Consider the following 18,053-nt stretch of genomic DNA (forward strand, 5'->3'; position numbering starts at 1 on the left):
TAGCAGGTAAGACTTTGAGGTAAATATCGAGTAATGATTTTTGAGGGAAATAAGTGTAACTTATCAATTATTCAGATTTATTCAATAGTTTTTCCAAAATATCCAACTTTTCCCACTTTTCCCACTTTTTACTCGCGCCTATATCAATTGCAATAACTCACTTAATATTTAGCAAAACTCATAGTGAAAAAAGTTTAAGCTGGTTTGAATAAATTTTCTGTAACTCTTGCTAGATAAAGGATAAAACTGTTTTATAGAAAATAAAAAGGTTTTAGATAACTTCCCATATATTTTATCTTCTAGAAACTGTTTTAATTTAGATTTTGTTGCCAACCGATAGATAAAATAATGTGACATCAGGGTCAATACGGTTCTGTTAAATATTTCTTTCTTCTCTCGGTGTCCTCTGCACCTTTGTGGTAGCCTGCGGCAAGCCGCTACGCGTCTACGTTATAAAAAATTGACTTTGACAAAAGGATTTTAGCCTTAACTGAACCGTATTGACATCAGGGCAGCTAGTTGCAACGGCAGCATTCTACTAATTAAAAAAGCCCCCGACTGGGGGCCTATTAAGTTGTCCGCGTGGAGTGAACAACTAAATAATCAATTCTCACAGTAGATACAGTAATCCGAACAAAATAATCCAAATCACGTCAACGAAGTGCCAGTAAATTTCGGCTGCTTCAATACCAAAGTGCTTTTCGTTACTGTAGTGACCCGGAACGCGCGATCGCCATAACACGGCAACAATTGCCAAAACCCCTATCGTAACGTGCAATCCGTGGAAACCAGTCAAAACGTAAAACGCACTAGCAAATAAATTGGTAGTTAAACCAAATTCTAAATGGGTATATTCATATACTTGACCCACTAAGAAGATAGCACCCATTGCAGCAGTAATTGCTAACCAGATTCGCGCACCCCGCGTATCGTTCTTTTTAATAGCAGTGTCGGCATTGTGCATGACAAAACTACTAGAAATTAGATTGATGGTATTGACTCCAGGTAACAATAGTTCTAACTCTGGGGTACCTGCTGGGGGCCACGCAGGTAAGGTAGCACGGAAAGCCAAGTAGGCTCCGAACAACCCCATAAAAATCATCCCTTCAGCTATCAGGAAGACAATTAGCCCAAACAGGCGATGGTCTGGATGTTCTTCATGATGACCGACGGACGCTTCCGTTGCATGGTGATGATTTAGTTCGGTTTTAGCTGGGTCAATAGTTTGACTTTGCATGAATTTTGATAAGTGGGGAATGGGGAATGGGGAGTGGGGAGTGGGAGTTAGGAGTTAGAAATTGTTATAACTCATCATTCATAACTCATAACTCTTCACTCCTAACTCATAACTCTATTTACGGTCTTCGGGATTAGCAGCAACCGCTGGATCGGGTTCTGCTCTTAATACTGAGTTTGGCCCGCCAGACAAGACTGGATTGGGATCAGATAAAGGGACACCTTCGTTAGCTTTTTCCAAGCCGTAGTCGTAAGGGCCTGTAGCTAGTACTGGGGTTTGATCAAAATTCTCGATCGCTGGCGGTGAGGTTGTCATCCATTCTAAGGTAAGTGCCCTCCAAGGATTATTACCAGCTTTTTCGCCGTATAACCAACTCCAAATCGCATTGATGATGAAGGGGAATGTCGAAACTGCTAATATGTAAGCGCCATAAGTGCAGATTTCGTTGAGAAAGGTAAATTTGGGGTCATACTGGGCGATGCGGCGGTTCATGCCCATTAATCCCAGCTTGTGCATTGGTAAGAAGGCCATATTTAGACCCACTATTGTTAAGGCAAAGTGAACCTTACCCCAAAATTCGTTCACCATCCGTCCCGTCATTTTCGGGAACCAGTGGTAAATCGCCGCATAAATACCGAGAACACTACCACCAAACAGAACGTAGTGCAAGTGTGCCACCACAAAATAGGTGTCGTGAACGTGAATATCAAAAGGCACTGCTGCCAACATTACGCCACTGATCCCACCAATTACAAAGGTGCCGACAAAGCCTATGGCAAATAGCATGGCGCTGTTAAGTTGGATTTTGCCACCCCACATTGTTGCTAACCAGCTGAAAATTTTAATTCCCGTGGGTACGGCAATGATCATAGTGGTGATCATAAAAAACATCCGCAACCAGCCAGGGATACCGCTGGTAAACATGTGGTGCGCCCAAACAATTAGCCCCAGAAAGCTAATTGCTAGAGAAGAATAAGCGATCGCTTTATAGCCAAAAATCGGCTTGCGGGAATGCACGGGGATAATTTCCGAAATTGCCCCAAAAAAGGGCAAAATCATAATGTAAACCGCTGGGTGAGAGTAAAACCAGAACATGTGCTGATACACAACTGGGTCGCCACCGCCACTTGGATTAAAAAATGTTGTCCCGGCAATTAAGTCAAAGGAAAGCAGAATTAGACCTGCTGCTAAGACTGGCGTAGATACCAAAGTCAGTGCCGAGGTAGCAAACATCGCCCAGCAGAACAAGGGCATTTGGTGAACCCCCATACCGGGGATACGCATCTTGAGCAATGTGACGAGGAAATTGATTGCCCCTAGAATCGATGACGTACCTAGTAGAAGAACGCTCATAATCCAAATTCCCTCACCTACTTGACCTGTTACCAAGCTCAGGGGAGGGTAGGAAGTCCAACCCGCATCCGGTGCATCGCCTACCACTAAACTGGTGATCAACAATAAACCCGCAGGGGGAATCATCCAAAAAGCAACAGCATTCAAGCGCGGAAATGCCATATCCTTTGCCCCAATCATCAAGGGAATCAGGAAGTTAGCAAAACCCGCACCAGCTGGCACGATCCACAAGAAAATCATGATTGTGGCGTGCAGCGTAAATAAGCTGTTGTAGACTTCAGGGGTAACAAAATCGACTTCTGGGGTTCGCAGTTCTGTACGAACCAAGTCAGCCATCACCCCACCAATACAGTAAAAAATGAATGTAGTGACTAGGTATTGAATCCCAATCACCTTATGGTCGGTGTTGAAACCAAAGTAGTCTTGCCATTTTCTGATCCCTGGCTCGTCAACAAGAGCAGGGGCGTTGGCAGTTTCTTGCACTTGAGCTTGGGTCATAGTCATTAGACATTAGTCATTAGTCATTAGTTAATAGTCATTGAATTTTGACTAAATAACATAATTGACTAATGGTGAACTTGATGGAGGATTTCTGGCTGAATTCCCATGTCCTTGGTGTAAGGTGCGAGAAATTCATTTGGGGATAAATCCGCAGGGTTAACAGCAACGGCTTGATTTAGCGTTTCTTTGCTGGCAACTAGCTGTTCTTGCACCCATTTGTCAAAGGCTTCTTCTGGCTCAACAACTACTGTTGCTCTCATTGCACCGTGGTAGGGGCCACAAAGTTCAGCACAGATTAGGACATAATCTCCTGCTTTTTTGGGAGTGAAGCGAATCTCGCTTTGCCTACCGGGGATCGCATCTTGTTTCAGGCGGAACTCTGGCACCCAGAAGGCGTGGATAACATCGTTGGCTGTCATATTGATTTGCACTTCTCGCCCAATGGGGACGTGCATTTCACCTGTAGTTATACCAGTTTCAGGATAGGTGAAAATCCAGGCATATTGTAGACCTGTGACGTTGACCTGTAATTCTGCTGGTTGCCCTGCTTTATCAGGACTTCCCCCAATTGTCGGAGCAACACTACCGACACCAGGAGCATTCCGCAGTTGGGGAATTTGGTCAGCATTACGAACTTCTGCCGTAGCTGGGTCTTGCATTGCCTCATCAGATTTTTCTTGATTGAGGTTGGGTTCGGTGCTGGGAGGAGTATCGCTTAAAGTTGCAGCCATAGCAGTTCCAGGCATTGCCATCGACTCCTGATTCATCGGCGCTTGATGGATAGCATGGGGATCAAAGCCACCGATTTCGTTGTAGACATCAAAGCTGTAAACAGAAATACCGATAACGATAATTGCTGGGATCGCCGTCCAGAGAATTTCTAGAGGTACATTGCCCTCAACTGGTGGGCCGTCTTCATTATCACCTGCACGCCGACGGTATTTGAATGCTGAGTAAATTAAAATACCTTCTACTAGCAGGAATATACCTGTAGAAATGATCATCATCGCGTTGAACAGACCATCCACTAATACGGCTTCATCTGTGGCTGCTGCTGGCAACAGACCGTGATTTTGACCGTACCAAAGGCTGGCGAGCGTTAGCACGATGCCAATGAGTAATGTCCAGATTGAACTTGGAATCTTCACGGCTTACTTAATTGAATTTACTACGTTATCTTAAAGCTGTTCACTTACTAAGGTAGTCTAGGCTGGAAGGCATAGAGTCCAAAGGTCTGAAATTTTTATTAATTTTTTTAACTATTTTACTAATTTTGAGTACAAGGTGACTAGCAGGGGGCAGGAGGTAGGAGTAACTCAGATGCATTTAAAAGTATGGGATTGAACCACTGGGTTTTATACCCAAAACTAAAGTTTTCATTCATAATTATTTCCTCCTGCCTCCTGCCCGACGCTCGCGGACTCGCTCTAAGCGTTGGCGCAGCCTCTCTAAGAGTTGCTATGCCGCAGGCTTTACGCTGCGCTATCTGCCTCCTGCCTTCTCCTAAAATTCAGTGGAAAAATTTAAGGAAAAATTTAGAATGTTTAAATTAATTGTCATTAATCAATTTTTCACATCTTGAAAAATACCTAAAGCTTCAGGCAAAACCTTTCTGGAGTGATTCAAAGTATAAGTGAGTGCTAATCTATAAACCCTTAGCCTATACGCTAGGGTGAAGATAGGACGCTAAAAGAAAATTGAAAATTTTAACAGATCCACCAAGAGCGGGCAGAAGGTATCGTTAATGAGCGAATTTGTCCTACAACAACAAAATGAAGCGGCTCTTCAGCAGCAAAAGCCCAAGGAAATGATTCGTCGCTTGGTGTGGAAAATATGCATAGCCACCTTAATTTTGATGGCAATAGGCAGCGCCACCCGCGTGATGAATGCTGGACTTGCTTGCCCAGACTGGCCCTTATGCTATGGCGAACTGGTGCCAGCCAAGCAAATGAATCTCCAGGTGTTCCTGGAGTGGTTTCACAGATTGGATGCGGCTTTGATTGGTGTAAGCGCGATCGCACTTTTCGGCTTGTCCTGGTGGCATCGTCGTTTCTTACCCAGATGGCTGCCTTGGGCATCCACATTCGCTCTGTTTTTAATTGTCTTCCAAGGCATCTTGGGCGGACTCACCGTCACCGAACTGTTGCGGTTTGATATTGTTACCGCTCATTTAGGAACGGCGCTGTTATTTTTTAGCACCCTCCTGATTATCGGCACGGCGCTCACACCCTATCAGGGGACTGGAACCGTTGGTAAGTTGCCTTGGGTAGGTTTAACTGCCGCTGTTCTGGTTTACCTGCAAAGTCTGCTAGGTGCTTTGGTAGGCTCTCGCTGGGCGCTACACCAATGCTTCGGCGGTTCTCAACTTTGTACTGTAATGTACAGCCATATTGCTGGTTTGGTGCCGCCAACAGTGACAACCTTGGCAATGGTATTGATCTGTTGGCGTACACCAGCACTACATCCAGCCTTGCGGCGACTGGCAAATATGGCTGGTGGGTTGTTAACCTTACAAATCTTGTTGGGATTCGCTACTTTCAAATTACATCTCCAAGTTGAGCCTCTTACCGTCTCTCACCAAGCTATAGGAGCTACTTTGCTGGGTACTTTGGTGGTCTTCACAGTTCTCGCACTGCGTGACTGGGCTACTAGCCGTGAGATCACAGTGTTGAGCAATGACTGCTGAGTATGGAGTAAAGGAACAGGGGGAGTGGCGGAAGGAAAAATTTCTAACTCTTGTACAGACGCGATTAATCGCGTCTCTCCAAACTCCTGTACAGACGCGATTAATCGCGTCTCTACTAAACTATGGCCGCAACGGCGAGTATTGCGACCCACGCAGGTGCAGGAAATCTGTGTTTTCATTTGCCTGAAAGAGCCACCTTGAGCGGGGGCTGCATATAAGTTGTTGAAAAATAAGGAACCAGAGCCAAAATGATTGAGACTAATGTCTCTCGCCACCACCAAACGTTTTTACAGGTAATTCAGAGTTACTACCAGCTAACAAAGCCTCGGATTATTCCGTTGCTTTTGATTACTACGGCTGGGAGTATGTGGATTGCTGCTAAGGGAGAAGTAGACCCATTGCTGTTGCTAGTAACTCTCACTGGTGGCACTTTGGCTGCTGCAAGCGCCCAGACGATTAATTGTGTTTATGACCGGGATATTGATTATGACATGGAGCGGACGCGCCATCGTCCGATGCCATCCGGTAAGGTTCAGCCGCGCGATGCTCTAATTTTTGCGATCGCACTGGCGACGCTTTCCTTTACACTCTTGGCAGTATTTGCCAACCTGTTAGCCGCCCTGCTAGCTTTCTCTGGCATCGTCTTTTATATTTTGGTCTATACCCACTGGCTAAAACGCCACACCCCTCAGAATATCGTTGTTGGTGGTGCGGCTGGAGCAATTCCGGCGTTAGTGGGTTGGGCTGCTGTCACGGGGACATTAAGCTGGTCAGCATGGCTAATTTTTGCCATCGTCTTTTTATGGACACCACCCCATTTCTGGGCGCTAGCTCTAATGATTAAAGATGACTACGCAAAAGTTGGGATACCAATGCTACCTGTGATTGAAGGTACTACGGCAACTGTAAACCAGATTTGGTATTACACGCTGATAACAGTATTTGCAACCGTGTTATTGGTTTATCCCTTGGGCGCAAGTGGAATTCTTTATGCTGCGATCGCCCTAAGTCTGGGAGGATTATTTATCCACAAATCTTGGCGGTTGTTGCAAAATCCAGAAGATCGCGCTGTAGCTAAAGAGTTGTTTCTCTTTTCCATCTCCTACATGATGCTGTTGTGTCTGGGGATGGTAGTTGATAGTCTTCCCGTTACCCATAATCTAATTAGTGCGGTGATTAATCATCTGCATTTTATTGGTTAGGGGATGCAAAATTTAGCGATCGCGTTTGGTAAAGGGGCGCGATCGCATTTTTGGAAATTAAAAATTATACATAATAATTAGAGTTTGGCGGATTTGCGATTAAAAATAAAATTTCAGTTATAACCAAATTGATTAAAAAGCTGAATGAAGTTGTAAAAAATATAAATGTTGACAAATTACATTCGTACAGCAATGCACAAAGCAACCTACGAGTTACTTGAGGATGGAACTTTTTATAGCGAAATTCCAGAATGTCCAGGAGTTTGGGCAAACGCTACAACACTAGAAGCTTGCCGGGAAGATTTGCAAGATGCTCTTGAAGGATGGATTATTTTAGGATTGCGTTTGGGTCAGAGTCTACCTATACTTGATGGTGAAGTTACCTAATTCTCGAAACTTGATCAAAAATTATTGCAATCACTCTCTCAGTAAAAATCAATTGAAGCCTAACAACTAGAAATGTTCAGATAACTTGTCTTCAGGACTAAGCTCATAGTCCATACCATTATTGATGTCATCATTGTAAACATCTCCTGAAGGTGATATCGTTCCCCTTATGTCCGCCTTTGCCTGTTTCACACCATACTGGTCATTACCATAAAGTTCAGTTCCAGTAAGGTCAGCGTCAGTTAAGTCAGCACACTTCATATCTGTATCGTCGAATTTGACGTAACTAAGGTTTGTACTCTTGAGAGAGGCATTACTGAGATTAGCACCTCTTAAATTAGCCCCACTTAAATTAATACTATTGAGGTTAAAACTGCTCAAATTGGTGTAGCTTAAATTAGCACCAGTCAAAATTATATTGCTTACATCGGTGTCTTTGAAGTTGGCTTGAGTTAGGTTAGCTCCACTGAGATTAGCTCCACTGAGATTAGCTCCACTGAGATTTACTTTAGTTAGATTGGCATTAGTAAGGTCAGCATTGTTGAGGTTGGCATTAGTAAGATCAGCTTGATTAAGATTGGCTCTATTAAGATTGACTTTACTGAGATCAGTATCAGCTAGGCTACTGGCTTCTAGGATCGCATCACTAAGATCAGCATTGATAAGCTTGACTTCACGTAAGTCGACCCAACTCAGATTTGCCTTCCTGAGTATGGCATTTGTCAAATCTGCTTGTCTTAAATTAGCTCTGACTATATTTGTATCATTTAATTTTGCTCCTTTTAAGATTGCTCTACTGAGGTTTGCCCATCTCATATCTGCTTTGTCTAGCTCAGTCTCGCTGAGATCAGCCTCAGTCAGTTCAGCATAGATTAGCTTTGCAGAAACTAGTTTAGTTGAAATAAGCTTTGTTGCTCTTAGGCTCGCAGAATTTAGGTTTACCCCTTCCATATCTGCTTGTCCTAAGTCTGCTTGATCCAAATTTGCCTTGCTCAAATCAGCCTTTTGTAGTGTGGCTCTAGCAAGAATAGCTCTAGTTAGGTTTACGCCGCTTAAGTTTACACTACTGAAATTTGCCTCCGTCAGGTCTACTCCAGAAAAGTCTCTCTCTCCAGCTTGATATTTTTGTAGAATTTCATCCTCTTTTACTCGTACTGAGGAGGCAGCCACAAGTGGAAACAGATCGCCTAAGTCACAGCGGAAGTACTCGCACAAAACCGCAGCCGTGTTACAGTCAATCCGGTCAAACTCCTCCTTGTAAAGCCTTCCAATGGCGTTAACACTAATACCAGTTATTTTGGCTAGTTGGTATTGAGATAAATCCTTTTTTTCCATAAAATCCTTTAACCTACAGCAAATCTTTCTCATAAATTCTCTATTCAGTACTTAAAACTTAATCAAGCAGTCTCTAATATACTAACGCTAGCAGATATTAGTCACGCTTCCGTAATAACGCTAGATAAAGTAATAACGCTAATGTTGACAAAGTAACATTGGCAAAGTAATCTGTATATATTCGGCTGTAAAAAGCCAAAAAAATGCCCCCAAGCTTTCAACTTGGTAGGCATGTTTTCAATTATTTATTTCATACTCCTATTATGACGCAAAATTCCTTAGTTTCATCCAATGCTCAGTTTCCTACACCCGATCAGGTTCTAATCCTTGATACAGAAACCACAGACTTAGACGTTAAGACAGGGCAGGTTATAGAGCTAGGAGCTATTCTGTATTCGGTGAAACATCAAACCACCATTAAACAATATTCAGCTCTTCTCCCAGCACAAAATAATCCGGCAGAGCATATAAACCGGATTAAGCCAGCGCCGTTAATGGAAATAACAGAAGAACAAGTGGCTGAAAGTGTGTGGATGATAACTGAGATGGCAAAGAAGGCGCAAGTTATTGTGGCACACAATGCTGAGTTTGATCAGAAGTGGTTTGGTTCTTCAAATAATGGGAAGAGTTTGCTACCTGTTTTATTGAACTCTAAAAATGAACCACTTCGTTGGGTTTGTACCTGTACTGAATTTGAATGGCCTCGTCAAATCCGATCTGGTCAATCTCTTATTGAATTAGCAGCAGCACATGATGTTGGTATTTTTGGAAATCATAGGGCATTAACAGACTGTCAATTGATCGCATATCTTTTTGATCGGATGGAGAACCTTAACGCCATGTTTCAAATGGCGTTAAGACCCAAAGCTTGGTTTAAAGCTCTTGTAAGCTATGACAATAGGGAACTTGCAAAAAAGGCAGGTTTTAAATGGATTCCTAAACTTAAGAGTTGGGTGAGAAAAATGGCAGTGGATGATACAAAAGAACTTCCTTTTATGGTAAACCCAATTGAATTTTGTCAGTAATTTAGACGAAGTTAATTTATTTCCTGAAATAAGATGATTGTGCCTATATTATCCAGCCGTTGGCTAGAGATGCGAGCAATCTTTAACTTTAAGTCCAGATAGGCTGTCTTTTTTAAGATAGCCTATATCTAACCTTCAGGAGTCTACAGTTTAAGTCAACTTTTGCTAGCGTAGTGATATAAGGTTTATCGCTCCCCAGTAAGCGGCTGGAAGCAAAAGGATTAATATGGCTCATTTAAATCAGCGTCGTCCCCAAAATGTCAACGGCGATTTTTATGTAGATAATACCTGTATTGATTGTGATACCTGTCGCTGGATGACTCCTGAAGTTTTTTCTCGTGTTGATGAACAGTCGGCGGTTTATCATCAACCAAGTAATGATGCGGAAAGATTAGCAGCGCTTGAAGCACTTTTGGCATGTCCTACTAGTTCTATTGGCACAGTTGATAAACCAAAAGATATCAAAGTTGCTCAACAACAGTTTCCAATATTAGTAGCGGAAAATATTTACCACTGTGGCTATCATTCTGAAAAATCTTACGGTGCTGCTAGCTATTTAATTCAACTTCCAGAAGGTAATATATTGGTGGATTCTCCCCGCTTTACGCCGCCTTTAGTCAAGCGTTTAGAAGAAATGGGGCCAATTCGTTATATGTACCTAACTCATAAAGATGATGTGGCAGATCATCAAAAGTTTGCCGAGCATTTTCAGTGCGATCGCATCCTTTATGCCGATGATATTACTGCCGATACTCGCAATGTAGAAATACAGCTAACTGGTTCTGAACCATTTAGCTTGACTCCAGATTTATTAATTATCCCAGTTCCCGGTCACACTAAAGGACAAACTGTCCTACTTTATAAAAATAAGTTTTTGTTCACTGGCGATCATCTCGCTTGGTCAGAAAGCTTGCACCAACTTGCTGCATTCCACGGTGTCTGCTGGTATTCTTGGTCAGAACAGACTAAATCAATGCGTAACTTGGCTAATTACTCTTTTGAGTGGGTGCTACCAGGTCATGGACGAAGGTTTCATGCTGATAAGGAAACCATGCGCCAGCAGATGCACAAGTGTATTGAGTTGATGGAATCTTTGAATTGACCGAATAATTCATAATTATTTGGTCATCTGAAAAAGCCAATGAAAAACCTAACCCCCTAACCCCCAACACGTCGCGGGAAGGGGGAAAATTCAAAGTCTCTCTCCTAAAAGGAGAGAGATTTAGAGAGAGGTCAGACTGTATTGCATACAAACCAGAAGCGCTATAACCTGGGTTTTAGCACCCTTTTAACCAAGCACGGATTATGAAAAAGCTGATCAACAAGCCGGAAGACTTTGTGCGGGAAAGTCTAGAAGGTATGGCGGCGGCTCATTCCGATTTAATTAAACTGAATTATGATCCTACTTTTGTCTATCGAGCCGATGCACCTATACAGGGTAAAGTAGCAATTATTTCTGGTGGTGGCAGTGGACATGAACCAATGCACGCTGGCTTCGTGGGTAGAGGAATGCTGGATGCAGCTTGTCCTGGCGAGGTTTTCACTTCACCTACTCCTGACCAAATGCTAGAAGCAGCAAAGCAAGTAGATGGAGGCTCAGGTATCCTTTATATCGTCAAAAATTACAGTGGCGATGTGATGAACTTTGAAATGGCAACCGAGTTAGCCCGTAGTGAGGGCATTCGATCGCTAAATATTTTGATTGATGACGATGTAGCAGTGAAGGATAGCCTTTATACCCAAGGACGGCGGGGTGTGGGAACAACAATACTAGCAGAAAAAATTTGTGGCGCGGCGGCTGAGGCAGGGTATGATTTGCCACAAATAGCAAATTTATGTCGCCGAGTCAATCTGAATGGGCGGAGTATGGGAATTGCTCTAACATCTTGTACAGTCCCCGCCAATGGAACGCCGACATTTGAATTGAGCGATCGCGAAATTGAATTAGGTATCGGTATCCACGGTGAGCCAGGAATAGAACGCACAGCGATCAAATCAGTAGATGAGATTACCGAAATTTTGACGCGATCGCTCCTTGAGGATGCACCATACAGCCGCACACTGCGAGAGTGGGATGAAAACAAAGGAGAATGGGTAGATGTAGAACTAACAAATCTACCATTTGCCAAAGGCGATCGCTTGTTAGCTTTTGTCAATAGTATGGGTGGAACTCCGGTTTCGGAACTGTATATTGTTTACCGCAAACTCGCCCAACTCTGCGAACAGCAAGAATTACAAATTGTGCGAAACTTAATAGGCCCTTATATTACATCTCTAGAAATGCAAGGTTGCTCCATTACCCTGCTGAAATTAGATGACGAGATGATCCGCTTGTGGGATGCACCAGTCAAAACACCAAGTTGGCGCTGGGGAATTTCATAATTACGAATTATGTTGACTCAAGCGCAGATATTACAATGGTTGCAGGCTTATGCAACCGAGATAGAGCAGAATAAAGCATATTTGACAGAATTAGATGCTGCGATCGGAGATGCTGATCACGGTATAAATATGGATCGCGGCTTCAAAAAAGTAAGTACTCAGTTACCAACCCTTGCAGACAAGGACATCGGCAACATTCTTAAAACTGTGAGTATGACCTTGATTTCTTCCATTGGCGGTGCCAGTGGCCCTCTTTATGGTACTTGGTTTTTACGAGCAAGTACAGCATTAGTTGGGAAGCAAGAATTAACAGAACAAGATGTTTTAGGACTATTCCAAGCAGGCTTAGACGGTGTGCTGCAACGTGGAAAAGCGCAACTAGGAGACAAAACAATGGTGGATGTGCTATCTCCGGCTGTAGACGCTTTTGGGCAAGCCGTAGGAGAAAGTAAGGGAACACTGGAAGCTATGCAAAAAGCTGTAGCAGCAGGCCAAAGGGGGTTGCAAGAAACTATACCGATGCAGGCGAAAAAGGGACGGGCTAGCTACCTGGGGGAACGGAGTATTGGACATCAAGATCCAGGAGGAACTTCTGCTTATTTTATGTTGAAAAGTTTGTTAGGAGTGTTAGAAAGTTCTGGCGAATAAAAAATTTTCTGAAAAATCTGTATTTGACAACAAACGATCGTTCTTTTTCAGGATAACGTTACAATCCAAATGCCGTCGTTTTGGGGTGTTTCTGACATATTAACTTTAAATATTTACATTAAATCTTTCCATAAATTATAGATACAACGGTAAAGATAGCGATTCCGATTACTAGGAAATTTCACTGGATATCTCTATCCCACCTCTCCCTCCTTTGCGAACCTCCACGTTTCCATAGACAAGAGACGCGATGAATTATCGCATCTTTAGCGATCTAGAGTTTTCATCAAAAAACCTTAACTGAACCGTATTGCCTCCAATTACAGCAAATTTTGTCAACCAACTTGAAATGAAACATCAAAAACATAACCCCTCTCCGCCACCGGAAAGGGGTTAATCACTGCCGAAACTATACTGTACAGACGCGATTCATTGCGTCTCTATTCAGCAATATCTAATAAGCATCTTGCAACTCGTAGAAATCAGGCGAGATGTAATCCTTCCGCAAAGGCCAACCCACCCAATCTTCCGGCATCAAAATCCGCTTGAGATTTGGGTGTCCTTCGTAGATAATGCCGAACATATCGTAAGACTCGCGCTCTTGCCAATCTGCGGTCTTCCAAATCCAGTACAGAGAAGGGACTACGGGGTTTTCCCGTGGTAAGAACACCTTAACTCGAACTTCTTCGGGGCGATCGCTATTATCACCGACTTTAATCAAGTGATACACACTTACCAATTCCTGTCCTGGCCCAAGGTCAACGCCACCTTGAAACTGGAGATAATTAAACCCATAAGCATAAAGGGCTGTAGCGGTAGGAAGCAAGAAATCTGCCGCCACCTTAATTATCTCTACACCATTCTTATCTGGTGGTAAAAACTCATGGTCAAAGCCATTTTCTGTCAACCACTGGGAAACTTTACCCGCTTGTACCAATGCCTCTTCTTTCGCTGCTGGTACTGGTTTAGATTCTTCTTCAGCCACGGGTTTGTTCCTCCTTTTGCGCCTTTTCTGTCAGCAGTGCAGGTGGTATTGGCATACCGATCGCTTCCGCCAATTCCTTCGGTGGTGCAGAGCGAGTTGCTGACTGCAAATACTTACCAGTTAAGATTTCCTCTACTGGCTTCAAATTATGAGTCGTGCTGTAGTAGCGGTGGGTTTGCTTAATTTTATCCCGCTCTTGCATCGATTCATTGGCGATTTTCTTTCGCAGCTTAATGATTGCGTCGATAATTGCTTCTGGACGGGGAGGGCAACCAGGCAAGTACACATCCACAGGAATCAGTTTATCGACTCCGCGCACTGCTGTGGGAGAATCAACGCTGAACATGCCGCCAGTAATTGTGCAAGCTCCCATTGCAATTACATACTTCGGCTCCGGCATTTGTTCATAAAGACGCACCAGTTGGGGAGCCATCTTCATCGTAATAGTCCCTGCCGTAATAATTAAATCGGCTTGGCGGGGGCTAGAACGGGGAATTAGTCCAAAACGGTCAAAGTCAAATCGGGAACCAATTAAAGCTGCAAACTCAATAAAGCAGCAAGCAGTACCAAACAGCAACGGCCACAAACTAGAAAGCCGCGCCCAGTCGTAGAGGTCATCAACCGTCGTCAAAATGACGTTTTCTGAAAGGTCTTGAGTGATTGTAGTCCGTTCAATGGGGTTGATGATTCGCTCTTTGCCCTGGGTTGTTAAGTTAGAATTCAAGACCATTCCAAAGCTCCTTTACGCCATGCGTAAACTAAAGCGACTACAAGAATTGCAATAAAGACTAGCGCTTCAATAAATGCCAATAGCCCCAAACGGTGGAAAGCTACCGCCCAAGGATACAAGAAAACAGTCTCCACATCAAAGACGACGAAGACTAGAGCAAACATGTAGTAGCGGATGTTGAACTGAATCCAGGCTCCCCCGATGGGTTCCATACCAGATTCATAGGTGGTGCGACGTTCTGGGCTATAACTACTGGGTCGTAGGAGCTTGGATGCTGAGAGCGCTAAGGCAGGTACTAGGCTACAGATGATGAAGAAGCCTAGAAGGTACTCGTAACCGCTGAGGACAAACACAATGAGTATCTACCGCTTATGGAGTATTTTAAGTAGTGACCTGAGATTGGGTACTGACTACTAAAGATTAGGGACTATAGCGATTCTGTGTTGAGTTCAATACAGACTTAACCGCCAGCCCCTTCCCTACAAGGGGAAGGGGAGCAAGCATCAAAGCTTCTCTTTTTTTAGGAGAGAGGAATGCCCCAATTCCCCATAGCCAATGCCCAATCCCTTGAATTACCTTACTTTCTTTTACATTATATCTGTTTGGTTTTTCTGAAATCTGGGAAACAGATGCACTTCAGGTATTTAATTCGCTTTTGCTAGTGATAGAAAAGTCTAACAATTATGTCATAATTTTTAACGTATATTTAAGATTTCTCCTCTGCGAGGCCTTAGCCATGAGCGAACCAGCTGTTGAGACTACGGTGTTAGACCGCTACGAGTGTCGCGCCTGCGGTTATGTTTACGAACCTGAAAAGGGAGACGACAAGGATGATATTCCTTCAGGGACAACCTTTGCAGAACTGCCCATAAATTGGCGCTGTCCAGTTTGTAGTGCTAAAAAAACCGCTTTTGCCAACATCGGCCCTGCGGGTACTGCATCAGGCTTCAAAGAAAATCTCGGTTACGGTTTGGGTGTCAATAACCTAACGCCAACACAAAAGAATATCCTAATTTTTGGTGCTTTGGCTCTTGGCTTCTTGTTTTTTATCAGTCTCTACGGCTTGCAATAACAGCTGTTATATCGGAAACAGGGAGTTTACTGTGTAATTAAAATCGCATAAATGTGTCGTTCGTTTTACCAGTTCCGTAGAGCGGTCATGACCCTCAATACCATATTGGGTTAATATTTTCTGGAATTTTTGAAAAGCTTTTTAATAAGGACTTTTAATCCAAAATCCAAAATCTAAAATCCAAAATTGGTATAAGGTAAACCTTTTAGAGAACACCTACAGAAATTTAGAAACAACTTAAGAAATACTAATGCATTCAATTGTGAAAAGTTGGCAACGAATAGCTGCCTTGTTAATAGTAGTCATCATGTGCATAGGTTGTAGCAAAGTTCCTTCTGTTAGCTACAACCCTTGGAAAGTAATTTCTGTGCCAACAGACTCGAATCTATTGGATATTGCTTTTACTAATAACCCTGAGCATGGCTACTTAGTAGGTAGCAATGCCACCCTCTTGGAAACCAATGATGGTGGTAATAGCTGGAAACCAATCACACTGCAACTGGATGAGCAAAAGTATCGCTTTGACTCAGTAAGTTTTGCAGGTAAAGAAGGCTGGATTGCCGGAGAGCCTGGATTGTTGCTGCACACTACCGATGAAGGTGTTTCTTGGTCGCGTATTCCCCTGAGCGAAAAGCTACCAGGTAGCCCGATCGCAGTTAAGGCACTAGCAGACAACACAGCTGAAATGGCTACTGATGTAGGAGCCATATATAAGACCACAGACGGCGGCAAAAATTGGAAAGCCCAGGTGGAATCAGCAGTCGGTGTAGTGCGTAACTTGGAACGTTCTGCTGATGGTAAATATGTTGCCGTTTCCGCTAAGGGTAGTTTCTACTCAACTTGGGAACCGGGGCAAGATGCTTGGGTACCCCATAACCGCATTAGTTCTCGGCGGGTAGAAAATATGGGCTTTGCTGAAAATGGGCAATTGTGGTTGCTAGCCAGGGGAGGTCAAGTTCAGTTTAGTGACCCAACTAAACCTGAAGAATGGCAAGAGGCAAAATATCCAGAGTTATCTACTAGTTGGGGTTTACTGGATTTGGCATATCGCACACCCGATGAAATTTGGGTAGGTGGCGGTAGCGGTAATTTACTACGAAGTGCCGACGGTGGTAAAACCTGGGAAAAAGACCGTGCGGTAGAAGAAGTTGCTGCTAATTTGTACAAGATTGTGTTCTTAGAGCCAGAGCGGGGATTTATAATTGGCGATCGCGGCGTTTTGCTCAAATATCTACCAAACCCTGAAACAACTTCCCCAGCAGAGGCTGCTTAGTTACCGAAGAGGCAGAGGGCACAGGGAGAAATAACTAATACGCAATGCCCAATGCCCCATGCACTATTTCTGAGAAGAACTTTGTAACTTGTAACTCTTTCTTAACTTTGTAGGATAATAAACTCAATAACACTCTATGTATAAGGTAGGGATCTAAATGTCAGGTACCACTGGAGAACGTCCGTTTTCGGACATCATTACTAGCGTTCGTTACTGGGTAATTCACAGCATCACCATCCCGGCATTGTTTATTGCCGGTTGGCTATTTGTCAGCACCGGGCTGGCTTATGATGCCTTTGGCACACCCCGTCCCGACGAGTATTTCACACCAGCGCGGCAAGAAGTGCCAATTGTGAAGAACCGTTTTGAAGCTAAAAAACAAGTTGAACAATTTATTGGAAAGTAGTTTGAGATCATGACTAGCGGCAATAACATCAATCAACCAGTTACCTATCCAATTTTTACCGTTAGATGGCTGGCAGTTCACACCTTAGGTGTACCAACTGTATTCTTTTTGGGCGCGATCGCCGCAATGCAATTTATTCAACGTTAGGAGCAATTATGGTAGAAAGATCGCCCAATCCCAATAATCAGCCGGTTGAACTAAACCGGACTTCGCTATACCTGGGACTACTACTAGTTTTCGTTCTGGGGATTCTGTTTTCCAGTTACTTCTTTAACTAACTGGGAACTACTGTTGTTAATCTTTGTTTATTGAACGTGTGTTGATTTGTTGTTAAGGGAGGAGAGAAGCTGTGTCTGGAAGTGGGAGAATTCCCCTGTGGGTCGTCGCTACGATCGCAGGATTAGGTATAATTACAGTCTTGGGCATTTTCTTTTATGGTGCCTACGCCGGACTCGGTTCTTCGATTTAACATGAGTTAGTTTGAACCGAACACTATAAGTTAGAATTTTCTAGCATTTGTTGAGAAATCAACGTTAAAAAAACCGCCTGTCTCTATGAGATGGGCGGTATTAATTTTGGTCAATAGTCTAGAAACGTATCTGACAGAATTGATAACTTTCGTTTGTCCGAAAACTTGACTAATGACTACTGACTCATGATTACATCAGCTGATATCGTCGCTTTCAATGTATAAAAATAGAAACGCGAAGGTTATAGCTGGTAGAACCCAACCAATGATGGGAACGAAGATAGAAGGCAAAAAAGAAGCTGCCATAATAAAGGTTCCTGCTAAATAACACTACAATTCAAAATGAGCTTACTGCAAATTCT

Annotated in this window: 22 protein-coding genes; 14 read left to right on the plus strand and 8 right to left on the minus strand. The window is 43.3% G+C overall.

Annotation, left to right across the window (positions count from 1 at the left end; translation table 11 throughout):
- Positions 1–610: 610 nt before the first annotated feature.
- From H6G92_RS19580 to H6G92_RS19590, 3 genes are all read right to left on the minus strand, one after another.
- The gene (locus tag H6G92_RS19580; protein ID WP_190895274.1) at positions 611–1,237 is read right to left on the minus strand and encodes a cytochrome c oxidase subunit 3; all 627 of its coding nucleotides are present in this window, start codon (positions 1,235–1,237) and stop codon (positions 611–613) included.
- Positions 1,238–1,351: 114 nt separating this feature from the next.
- The gene (gene ctaD, locus H6G92_RS19585; protein WP_190895347.1) at positions 1,352–3,088 is read right to left on the minus strand and encodes a cytochrome c oxidase subunit I; all 1,737 of its coding nucleotides are present in this window, start codon (positions 3,086–3,088) and stop codon (positions 1,352–1,354) included.
- A 68-nt stretch (positions 3,089–3,156) separates the two neighbouring features.
- Entirely contained in the window at positions 3,157–4,239 is a 1,083-nt protein-coding gene (locus H6G92_RS19590; protein WP_190895275.1) for a cytochrome c oxidase subunit II, read from the minus strand.
- 596 nt (positions 4,240–4,835) lie between these two features.
- Here H6G92_RS19590 and H6G92_RS19595 point away from each other — a divergent pair.
- The 4 genes from H6G92_RS19595 to H6G92_RS19610 all read left to right on the plus strand — a co-directional run bounded on the left by H6G92_RS19595 (position 4,836) and on the right by H6G92_RS19610 (position 7,366).
- A complete protein-coding gene (locus H6G92_RS19595) occupies positions 4,836–5,777 on the plus strand; it encodes a COX15/CtaA family protein (RefSeq protein ID WP_190895276.1) in 942 nt (313 codons plus the stop codon).
- Between the two features lie 24 nt (positions 5,778–5,801).
- Positions 5,802–5,978 carry a hypothetical protein gene (locus tag H6G92_RS19600; protein WP_190895277.1) on the plus strand — a complete coding sequence of 59 codons (177 nt, stop codon included), beginning with the start codon at positions 5,802–5,804 and terminating at the stop codon, positions 5,976–5,978.
- 47 nt (positions 5,979–6,025) lie between these two features.
- A complete protein-coding gene (locus H6G92_RS19605; protein WP_190895278.1) occupies positions 6,026–6,979 on the plus strand; it encodes a heme o synthase in 954 nt (317 codons plus the stop codon).
- A gap of 165 nt (positions 6,980–7,144) precedes the next feature.
- Positions 7,145–7,366, plus strand: a complete 222-nt coding sequence (locus H6G92_RS19610; protein WP_190895279.1) for a type II toxin-antitoxin system HicB family antitoxin — start codon at positions 7,145–7,147, stop codon at positions 7,364–7,366.
- 66 nt (positions 7,367–7,432) lie between these two features.
- Here H6G92_RS19610 and H6G92_RS19615 read toward each other — a convergent pair whose 3' ends face one another.
- Positions 7,433–8,734: a pentapeptide repeat-containing protein gene (locus tag H6G92_RS19615; protein WP_277926763.1), complete on the minus strand. Its 1,302-nt coding sequence runs from the start codon at positions 8,732–8,734 to the stop codon at positions 7,433–7,435.
- A gap of 230 nt (positions 8,735–8,964) precedes the next feature.
- Between H6G92_RS19615 and H6G92_RS19620 the strand changes: the two genes are divergently transcribed.
- From H6G92_RS19620 to dhaL, 4 genes are all read left to right on the plus strand, one after another.
- Positions 8,965–9,726, plus strand: coding sequence for a 3'-5' exonuclease (locus H6G92_RS19620; RefSeq protein ID WP_190895281.1), 762 nt, complete (start codon positions 8,965–8,967; stop codon positions 9,724–9,726).
- Between the two features lie 226 nt (positions 9,727–9,952).
- Positions 9,953–10,828 (plus strand): MBL fold metallo-hydrolase, encoded by an 876-nt coding sequence (locus tag H6G92_RS19625; protein WP_190895282.1) that lies wholly within the window; start codon positions 9,953–9,955, stop codon positions 10,826–10,828.
- 203 nt (positions 10,829–11,031) lie between these two features.
- Positions 11,032–12,108, plus strand: coding sequence for a dihydroxyacetone kinase subunit DhaK (gene dhaK / locus H6G92_RS19630; protein ID WP_190895283.1), 1,077 nt, complete (start codon positions 11,032–11,034; stop codon positions 12,106–12,108).
- A 9-nt stretch (positions 12,109–12,117) separates the two neighbouring features.
- Positions 12,118–12,756 (plus strand): dihydroxyacetone kinase subunit DhaL, encoded by a 639-nt coding sequence (gene dhaL, locus H6G92_RS19635; RefSeq protein ID WP_190895284.1) that lies wholly within the window; start codon positions 12,118–12,120, stop codon positions 12,754–12,756.
- 454 nt (positions 12,757–13,210) lie between these two features.
- Here the strand turns inward: dhaL and H6G92_RS19640 are convergent, their stop codons facing one another.
- From H6G92_RS19640 to ndhC, 3 genes are read right to left on the minus strand one after another with little or no spacing between them, the layout of a single operon-like run.
- A complete protein-coding gene (locus tag H6G92_RS19640; protein WP_190895285.1) occupies positions 13,211–13,741 on the minus strand; it encodes an NAD(P)H-quinone oxidoreductase subunit J in 531 nt (176 codons plus the stop codon).
- The gene (gene ndhK / locus H6G92_RS19645; RefSeq protein WP_190895286.1) at positions 13,734–14,471 is read right to left on the minus strand and encodes a photosynthetic/respiratory NAD(P)H-quinone oxidoreductase subunit K; all 738 of its coding nucleotides are present in this window, start codon (positions 14,469–14,471) and stop codon (positions 13,734–13,736) included. The genes H6G92_RS19640 and ndhK overlap by 8 nt, the downstream gene beginning before the upstream one ends.
- Positions 14,462–14,824, minus strand: a complete 363-nt coding sequence (gene ndhC, locus H6G92_RS19650; protein ID WP_104908259.1) for a photosynthetic/respiratory NAD(P)H-quinone oxidoreductase subunit C — start codon at positions 14,822–14,824, stop codon at positions 14,462–14,464. The genes ndhK and ndhC overlap by 10 nt, the downstream gene beginning before the upstream one ends.
- Before the next feature lie 383 nt (positions 14,825–15,207).
- On the opposite strand from ndhC, the gene H6G92_RS19655 reads away from it, so the two are divergent.
- From H6G92_RS19655 to H6G92_RS19680, 6 genes are all read left to right on the plus strand, one after another.
- Positions 15,208–15,543 carry a rubredoxin gene (locus H6G92_RS19655; protein ID WP_104908258.1) on the plus strand — a complete coding sequence of 112 codons (336 nt, stop codon included), beginning with the start codon at positions 15,208–15,210 and terminating at the stop codon, positions 15,541–15,543.
- A gap of 250 nt (positions 15,544–15,793) precedes the next feature.
- A complete protein-coding gene (locus H6G92_RS19660) occupies positions 15,794–16,816 on the plus strand; it encodes a photosynthesis system II assembly factor Ycf48 (protein WP_190895287.1) in 1,023 nt (340 codons plus the stop codon).
- A 157-nt stretch (positions 16,817–16,973) separates the two neighbouring features.
- Entirely contained in the window at positions 16,974–17,222 is a 249-nt protein-coding gene (gene psbE, locus H6G92_RS19665) for a cytochrome b559 subunit alpha (RefSeq protein ID WP_162399775.1), read from the plus strand.
- A 9-nt stretch (positions 17,223–17,231) separates the two neighbouring features.
- Positions 17,232–17,369 (plus strand): cytochrome b559 subunit beta, encoded by a 138-nt coding sequence (gene psbF / locus H6G92_RS19670; RefSeq protein WP_015115279.1) that lies wholly within the window; start codon positions 17,232–17,234, stop codon positions 17,367–17,369.
- 8 nt (positions 17,370–17,377) lie between these two features.
- Complete coding sequence (locus H6G92_RS19675; RefSeq protein ID WP_012411802.1) at positions 17,378–17,500, plus strand: photosystem II reaction center protein L; 123 nt, start codon at positions 17,378–17,380, stop codon at positions 17,498–17,500.
- Between the two features lie 71 nt (positions 17,501–17,571).
- Positions 17,572–17,691: a photosystem II reaction center protein J gene (locus H6G92_RS19680; protein WP_012411803.1), complete on the plus strand. Its 120-nt coding sequence runs from the start codon at positions 17,572–17,574 to the stop codon at positions 17,689–17,691.
- A 195-nt stretch (positions 17,692–17,886) separates the two neighbouring features.
- Here the strand turns inward: H6G92_RS19680 and H6G92_RS19685 are convergent, their stop codons facing one another.
- On the minus strand, positions 17,887–17,997 hold the full coding sequence (locus H6G92_RS19685; RefSeq protein WP_084227157.1) for a photosystem I reaction center subunit VIII: 111 nt from the start codon (positions 17,995–17,997) through the stop codon (positions 17,887–17,889).
- Positions 17,998–18,053 lie beyond the last annotated feature (56 nt).

The sequence above is a fragment of the Nostoc foliaceum FACHB-393 genome, from assembly GCF_014698505.1.
GTDB lineage: Bacteria > Cyanobacteriota > Cyanobacteriia > Cyanobacteriales > Nostocaceae > Nostoc > Nostoc foliaceum_A.

Bases quoted from the DNA above. Each gene is read 5' to 3' on its own strand.
- H6G92_RS19580 (WP_190895274.1), bottom strand. From the start codon at position 1,237: ATGCAAAGTCAAACTATTGACCCAGCTAAAACCGAACTAAATCATCAC.
- ctaD (WP_190895347.1), bottom strand. From the start codon at position 3,088: ATGACCCAAGCTCAAGTGCAAGAAACTGCCAACGCCCCTGCTCTTGTT.
- H6G92_RS19595 (WP_190895276.1), top strand. From the start codon at position 4,836: ATGAGCGAATTTGTCCTACAACAACAAAATGAAGCGGCTCTTCAGCAG.
- H6G92_RS19605 (WP_190895278.1), top strand. From the start codon at position 6,026: ATGATTGAGACTAATGTCTCTCGCCACCACCAAACGTTTTTACAGGTA.
- H6G92_RS19610 (WP_190895279.1), top strand. From the start codon at position 7,145: ATGTTGACAAATTACATTCGTACAGCAATGCACAAAGCAACCTACGAG.
- H6G92_RS19615 (WP_277926763.1), bottom strand. From the start codon at position 8,734: ATGAGAAAGATTTGCTGTAGGTTAAAGGATTTTATGGAAAAAAAGGAT.
- H6G92_RS19620 (WP_190895281.1), top strand. From the start codon at position 8,965: ATGACGCAAAATTCCTTAGTTTCATCCAATGCTCAGTTTCCTACACCC.
- H6G92_RS19625 (WP_190895282.1), top strand. From the start codon at position 9,953: ATGGCTCATTTAAATCAGCGTCGTCCCCAAAATGTCAACGGCGATTTT.
- dhaK (WP_190895283.1), top strand. From the start codon at position 11,032: ATGAAAAAGCTGATCAACAAGCCGGAAGACTTTGTGCGGGAAAGTCTA.
- dhaL (WP_190895284.1), top strand. From the start codon at position 12,118: ATGTTGACTCAAGCGCAGATATTACAATGGTTGCAGGCTTATGCAACC.
- ndhK (WP_190895286.1), bottom strand. From the start codon at position 14,471: ATGGTCTTGAATTCTAACTTAACAACCCAGGGCAAAGAGCGAATCATC.
- H6G92_RS19655 (WP_104908258.1), top strand. From the start codon at position 15,208: ATGAGCGAACCAGCTGTTGAGACTACGGTGTTAGACCGCTACGAGTGT.
- H6G92_RS19660 (WP_190895287.1), top strand. From the start codon at position 15,794: ATGCATTCAATTGTGAAAAGTTGGCAACGAATAGCTGCCTTGTTAATA.
- psbE (WP_162399775.1), top strand. From the start codon at position 16,974: ATGTCAGGTACCACTGGAGAACGTCCGTTTTCGGACATCATTACTAGC.
- psbF (WP_015115279.1), top strand. From the start codon at position 17,232: ATGACTAGCGGCAATAACATCAATCAACCAGTTACCTATCCAATTTTT.
- H6G92_RS19675 (WP_012411802.1), top strand. From the start codon at position 17,378: ATGGTAGAAAGATCGCCCAATCCCAATAATCAGCCGGTTGAACTAAAC.
- H6G92_RS19685 (WP_084227157.1), bottom strand. From the start codon at position 17,997: ATGGCAGCTTCTTTTTTGCCTTCTATCTTCGTTCCCATCATTGGTTGG.